This window comes from Streptomyces sp. NPDC058464 (assembly GCF_042721035.1).
Taxonomy (GTDB): Bacteria; Actinomycetota; Actinomycetes; order Streptomycetales; family Streptomycetaceae; genus Streptomyces.
On the sequence record NZ_JBHXMA010000028.1, the window covers coordinates 167719 to 174478 of the forward strand.

The window sequence follows — 6760 nt, forward strand, 5'->3', positions numbered from 1 at the left end:
CCCCGAACAGTAGCTCGTCAAGGGATCCGGCACGGGTATCCGTGCAGGCGGGCCGGGGAACAGCTGGTTCCGGGCCGATGGTACGGCCGCGCCCGGCGGTGTGACCTGGGCCGGAGCGGGGTGGCCTGCACGGAGAGGGGCCGGACGCCGTTCCACAACGGTTGTGTTTCGACGGCCGGTTGCGGACGGCGGGAGGTGGGGCGCGGTGCGGGGTACGACGGCGGGGGCTGGGGAGGTCTTCCCCGGCCCCCGCCCCCGTGTCACCGGGCGGGCGTCGCGCCCGGCGCCGCGACCGGCGCCGCGGCCGGGGCCGGCGCGTGGCCGGCCGGGCGGGTCGTGAAGGTGCCCCGGCCCTGGGTGCGGCCGCGCAGCCGCGTCGCGTAGCCGAACAGTTCGGCCAGCGGCACGGTGGCGGTGAGCACCGCCGCGCCGCCCCGGGCCGCGGAGCCGGTGACCCGGCCGCGCCGGGCGGCCAGGTCGCCGAGCACGCCGCCCACGGCGTCCTCGGGCACGGTGACCGTGACCTCGGCGACCGGCTCCAGGAGCGTCATCGCGCAGGCCCGCAGAGCCTCCCGGAGGCCGAGCCGGCCCGCCGTGCGGAACGCCGTGTCGGAGGAGTCCTTCACATGCGTCGAGCCGTCGGTCAGGGTGACCCGCAGCCCCGTGACCGGATGCCCGCCGAGCGGACCCTCTGCGAGGGCGTCCCGGCAGCCGGCCTCGACCGCCCGCACGTACTCCTGCGGCACCCGGCCGCCGACGACCGCCGACCGGAACTCGAAGCCGCCCTCGCGCCCTCGCTCGTGCCCGTGCCCGTCCCCGCGCCTGTCCCCGCCCTCGTGCCCGCCTTCGAGCCCGCTTTCCTGCCCCAGGGGTTCGACGTCCAGGACGACGTGCGCGAACTGCCCCGCCCCGCCGGTCTGGTGGACGTGCCGGTGGACGAAGCCGGTCACCCCGCGGGTCACGGTCTCCCTGAGGGCGACCCGCGGCCGGCCCACCGTGACCTCGGGGCCGCCGTCCCGCCGGATCTTCTCCACCGCGACCTCCAGGTGCAGTTCGCCCATTCCGGACAGCACGGTCTGCCCGGTCTCCGCGTCGGTCCGTACCGCCAGCGAGGGATCCTCCTCGGCCAGCCTGGCCAGCGCCTGCGCCAGCCGGTCGGTGTCGGTACGGCGGCGGGCCTCGACGGCGACCGAGACCACCGGTTCCTCGACGACCGGCGGCTCCAGGAGCAGCGGGGCGTCCGGAGCGCACAGCGTGGCGCCGGGGCGGGCCGACTTCGGCCCGACGACGGCGACGATGTCACCGGCGACCGCCCGGTCCAGTGGCTGGTGCCGGTCGGCCATGACGCGGAGGATGCGCGCCACGCGTTCGGTGCGGCGCGTCGCCGGGTCCCACACGGTGTCTCCCTTCTCGATCGTGCCCGAGTAGATCCGGACGTGGGTGAGGCGTCCGGTGGCGGTCGCGGTCACCTTGAAGGCCAGCGCGGCGAACGGGCCCTCGGGGTCGGCGGCCCGCTGCTGTTCGGCGCCCCGATGGGTACCGCGCACGGCGGGGACGTCGAGCGGCGAGGGCAGGTACGCCACGGCCGCGTCGAGGAGCGGTTCGATGCCCCGGTTGCGGTAGGCCGAGCCGCACAGGACGACGACGCCCTCGCCGGTCAGGGTGAGGTCGCGCAGGGCCCCGGCCAGGGTGGCGTCGGACAGCCGGCCGGGCGGCGCGCAGAACTCCTCCAGCGCGGCCGGGTGCAGCGCGGCCACCGACTCCTCCAGCGCACGCCGGCGCCGCTCCGCCGTCTCCCCCAGCTCCTGCGGGACGGGCCCCTCCAGCGCCGTACCGCCGTCGTCCGCCCAGACCAGCGCGCGCATGCGCACGAGGTCGACGACGCCGGTGAAGCCGTCCTCCGAGCCGATGGGCAGGTGGACGACGAGCGGGGCCGGGTGCAGACGGCCGCGGATCGACTCGACGGCCCTGTCGAGGTCGGCGCCCGCGCGGTCCAGCTTGTTGACGAAGGCGATCCTGGGGACGCCGTGCCGGTCGGCCTGCCGCCACACCGACTCGCTCTGCGGCTCGACGCCGGCGACCGCGTCGAAGACGGCGATCGCGCCGTCGAGGACGCGCAGGGAGCGTTCGACCTCGTCGGCGAAGTCGACGTGGCCGGGGGTGTCGATGAGGTTGACGCGGTGACCGTTCCAGGCACAGCTGACGGCCGCGGCGAAGATGGTGATGCCGCGGTCGCGTTCCTGGGGGTCGAAATCGGTGACGGTGGTGCCGTCGTGGACCTCGCCGCGTTTGTGGATGGTGCCGGCGGCGAAGAGGATGCGTTCGGTGACGGTGGTCTTTCCGGCGTCGACGTGGGCCAGGATGCCCAGGTTGCGAACGACGGCAAGAGGGTTGACGGAGTTCGGGTGGAGTTCGGCGCGCATGGCCCGATGCCTTTCGAATGACGGATTCCCGGAACGGCTCCGGGAAGGGGCGGCGCAATTTCCCGTGCGGCGAAGTTCACCGGTCACGACTGACGGCACGTCAATGCGTGGGCATATGCCGGTAGTTGATTGATCCGGTCGCGCGTCACGGAGTCCGGGGCCGGCCGCGCGGCGGGCACCGGAGGGACGGGGACACGAGGATCACCTCGTAGCGGGAACGGGGAGAGACGACAGCGGTGCGATCCCGCATGGCCCTCTCCCCTCATTCGTCCGAACTCGTCATGGCAAAGCACCCGGGCCGCGTTCTGCGGCTACGGTGCGTGATACCGGGTGAGTGTAAGCAGGCGCTGCGGGGCGCGGCACGCGGTTTTCGACCGGCCACTTCGTTCCGGCACTTCGGGCACACCCGGCACTCCCGGCACTTCGGCAGAGGTCTCGACGAGCGGGGCGGCCCGGGGGCCGGGCGGGGATTCCGGTTCGTTCCCTTTTCTCCACCGCTCGGGGAATGAGGCGGCTCGTTGTCCCGGCATTTTCCGGACATTCATCTGGCCGGCATCGATAACGCGATGCACCGGGAAGGCGCTTTCCGGGTCGACGGACCGGAGTGGACTTGTTCACCGGCAGAGACCGCCGCAACTCCAGCGATTGGCCGGAAAACATGCTTTACGGTTCCCACGGGGACATCGGGGCGCCGATCCACCGCACTGGGGCCGCCGAGTCCGGAAAGGACGTCCGGAACGCCCCGGATGCACGTCATCCCGGGTGGCACCGGGGGTGGACCTTCCGGCACCGGCGCAGCGGGAGTTGGTGTGGAACATGTGTGGACATTCGGTGAAGCGCTGTTCTTGGCTGAGAAATTGGGATCCCGCCTCGGGTTCCGGCGGGCGCGCAATGGCCGGGAAGCGGTCCGTCCCGGTGGCCGGTGAACGCTCTACCACAGTACGAGCAGGCCTAATCTGATGCGCGAGCAGGGTGAATGGGCCCGGTAAGCGGACGGATTGGAATCGATTGGACACGGAAAAGCCGCGGAGAGCGCCATTCGGCGCGCTGCGCCCGGGTGCCTCGATGCCGGTCGCCGCGCAGGTGCTCATCGCGGGAACGATCTTCTCCCGTCTCGGTGACACCCTTGCCTCCCTGGGCCTGGTGCTGCACGCGGCGGACCGGGACATCCGCTTCGGGGTGACCGAGGTGATGCTCGCCGAGCTCATCCCCACGGTGCTCGCGGCACCACTGATCGGCTCCGTGGTGGACCGGTTCAGTGCGCGCGCGGTCTGCCTGTGGGCGCTCCTCGCGCAGGCCCTGTCCCTGGGCGCGGCCACCGCGGTCGGCGGGTTCCATGCGCGGGTGGCCCTGGTCGCGCTGTCGGCCCTGGCCGGAGTGGCCTCGGTGGCCGCCGGGTTCAAGATGCTGCCCGCCGTGGCCGGTGAGGAGCACACGGGCCGGGCGAACAGCCTGCTGACGGCGGGGCTGTCCGTCGCGGGACTCGTCGGCCCGCCCCTCGCCGGATTCCTGAACTCCCAGTGGGGCACTCCCGCGCTCCTCGCGGTGGACGCCGTCTCCTTCCTCGTCCTCGCGGGCTGCACCGTGCTGGCGGTGCCGAACACCCTGGACGTGGCCATCGGCCGCCGCCCCGCCACCAGGCTCGCGGACGGCTACCGGGCGCTGCGGGACGCGCCGGTGGTGGGCACGCTGATGCCGGCGCTGGCGGCGGCGATGGTGGCCACCAGCATCGAGAACGTCGCGGGCGTCTACTACCTGCGGGACGTCGTCAACGGCGACGACACCGTGTTCGGTCTCTTCCTGGCGACCTGGGCCCTGGGGTCCGTCCCGGGCGCACTGCTCGCGGGCCGCGCGCGCTGGGCGGACCGGCACACCCTGCTGATCGTCGGCGGCGTGATGGGCATCGCGCTGGGCCTGCTCCTCACCGGTCTGATCCCGGTGGCCGCGGTCATCTTCCCGCTGTTCCTGATCGCGGGCTTCGGCAACGGCGTCTGCAACGTCGGCCTGCGCAACGCGGTGCACGCACGCGTGCCGGCGGAGGTGCACGGCAGCGCCTGGGCCTGCTTCCAGGCGCTGTCCCGGAGCTGCATCGGCATCGGCTATCTGCTGGGCACCCCCAACAGCGTGGTCTCCAGCCAGGGACAGGTGATCATCTCCGGGGTCATCCCGCTGGTGGCCATGGTGTGGGCGGCCCTGGTCACCGTCCGCCGGCGCGAGGCCACCGTGACCGAGCCCTCCGCGTGAGCGACCGACCGACTGGTCGGAAAGTAACGGGCCCCCTGACGCCCGGTCACACCCGGGTTCCCGCGAGACGGCCGACGAGTTCCGCGTTCGCCTCCTCGGGCCGCTCCAGGCGGCCGCAGCGGCCGCTGCGGCCGCAGCCGCGGATCAGGATCACACGGCGGCAACAGGACCCATGGATGGCCGGCAACGGCCGTCCATCCCCGTGGAGTTGGCCATTCCGCCCCATGTAAACACTTGGTCTAGTCCTCTTGACGGAGAGTCTGACCGGTTGTTTGGTATATACCAAAGCCTTCACGGCCCCCTCCCCTCTCCACCCCTCCCACGGGCCCCCGAAAGGGGTTTCTGTCATGCGCCTGGCAAGATTCGCGGCCTCCGCCGGTGCCCTCGCACTCGCGGTCACCGGCGTCACCGTCGCGCTGGCCCCCGCCGGCAGCGCCGCGGGGAGCAGCGTCTACTCCGTCGCTCCCTACGTCGACATGTCGAACGGTCAGGAAGGACTGCTCGACACGGCCATCACCGGACACGGGCTCAAGGCCTACACGGCGGCCTTCGTACTCGGCGAGGGCTGCACCCAGATCTGGGGCGACACGCTCCCCATCGGCAACGACTCCTACACCGACCCCGAGATCGCCAGGGCGAAGTCCGAGGGCGCCTCCGTCATCATCTCCTCCGGCGGGGCCAGCGGTGAGCCGCTCGCCTGGACGTGCTCCACCCAGAGCAGCATCGACGCCGGGTACCAGGCCATCATCAACGACTACGGCGTCACCCAGCTCGACTTCGACGTCGAGGGCGCCGCCATCGCGGACACCGCCGCCGCGGCCCGCCAGATGCAGGCGATGAAGGACCTCAAGGCGTCCAACCCGAACCTGAAGTTCTCCATGACCCTGCCGGTCCTGACCAGCGGGCTGACCGGCGACGGCGTCAACATCGTCAAGGCCGCCAAGACCGCGGGCATCAAGATCGACGTGCTCAACATCATGGCCATGGACTACTACGCGGGCACCGGCACCGAGATGGGCCAGGCAGCGGTCTCCGCGGCCAAGGCGACGCTGGCGCAGATGCAGTCCGTCGACTCCTCCTACACCTACGCCAACCTCGGCATCACCCCGATGATCGGCAAGAACGACGACGGGTCCACCTTCACGCTGGCGGACGCCCAGACGGTGGAGAGCTTCGCCGCGCAGAACAGTGTCGGGCGGCTGTCGTTCTGGTCGGCCAACCGGGACCAGCCGTGCAGCGGAAGCGCCAACTCGCTGTCCACGTGCAGTGAGATCAGCCAGAACCAGCTCGCGTTCACCGACGCGTTCGTGCCCTACGAGGGCAGCTCGGGCGGCGGCGGAGGCACCACCACCGACTTCTCCCTGTCCGTGTCGCCGGGTTCCGCCTCGGTCGCCCAGGGCGGCTCGGCGACCGCGACCGTCGCCACGGCCGTCACCTCCGGCAGCGCCGAGTCGGTCAGCCTCTCCGCCTCCGGGGCGCCCTCCGGTGTCAGCATCTCCTTCAGCCCCACATCCGTGACGTCCGGCGGCAGTTCGACGCTGACGGCGACGGTCGGCTCGTCCGTGGCCGCCGGCACCTACCCGATCACCGTCACCGGCTCCGCCGCCACCGGCAGCCACACCGCGACCTACTCGCTCACGGTCACCTCCTCCGGCAGCGGCGGGGGCGGCGGGGGCTCGCTCACCAACGCGGGCTTCGAGACCGGCAGTCTGAGCCCCTGGACCTGCACGGGCGGCAGCGCGGTGGTGTCCAGCCCGGTCCACAGCGGCAGCCACAGCCTGCAGGTCACGCCGAGTTCCAGCAGCACCGGCGAATGCGACCAGACGGTCACCCTGTCCGCCAACCACACCTACACCCTCACCGCCTGGGTGCAGGGCCCGTACGCCTACGTCGGGGTCAGCGGGGGCGCCACCGCGAGCACCTGGTCCAACAGCAGCAGCTGGAACCAGCTCACGGTCAGCTTCACCACCGGCAGCAGCGGAACGGTCACCGTCTACGCCCACGGCTGGTACGGCCAGTCCAACGTGAACGCGGACGACTTCACGCTGAGCTGAGCGCAGGCGACATCGACGAGGGGGCCGGTTCCCCGGGCG

The 6760-nt window shown here is 72.0% G+C and carries 3 protein-coding genes; 2 read left to right on the plus strand and 1 reads right to left on the minus strand.

The annotated features are described in order from the left end of the window. Positions 1 to 260: 260 nt before the first annotated feature. Positions 261 to 2423, minus strand: a complete 2163-nt coding sequence (locus ACFWPQ_RS32935) for an elongation factor G (RefSeq protein ID WP_384042783.1) — start codon at positions 2421 to 2423, stop codon at positions 261 to 263. A gap of 1065 nt (positions 2424 to 3488) precedes the next feature. Between ACFWPQ_RS32935 and ACFWPQ_RS32940 the strand changes: the two genes are divergently transcribed. Both ACFWPQ_RS32940 and ACFWPQ_RS32945 read left to right on the plus strand, forming a co-directional pair. After that, a complete protein-coding gene (locus ACFWPQ_RS32940; RefSeq protein ID WP_384042786.1) occupies positions 3489 to 4667 on the plus strand; it encodes an MFS transporter in 1179 nt (392 codons plus the stop codon). Positions 4668 to 5014: 347 nt separating this feature from the next. Continuing rightward, on the plus strand, positions 5015 to 6721 hold the full coding sequence (locus ACFWPQ_RS32945; protein WP_384042789.1) for a carbohydrate binding domain-containing protein: 1707 nt from the start codon (positions 5015 to 5017) through the stop codon (positions 6719 to 6721). Positions 6722 to 6760: the final 39 nt, after the last annotated feature.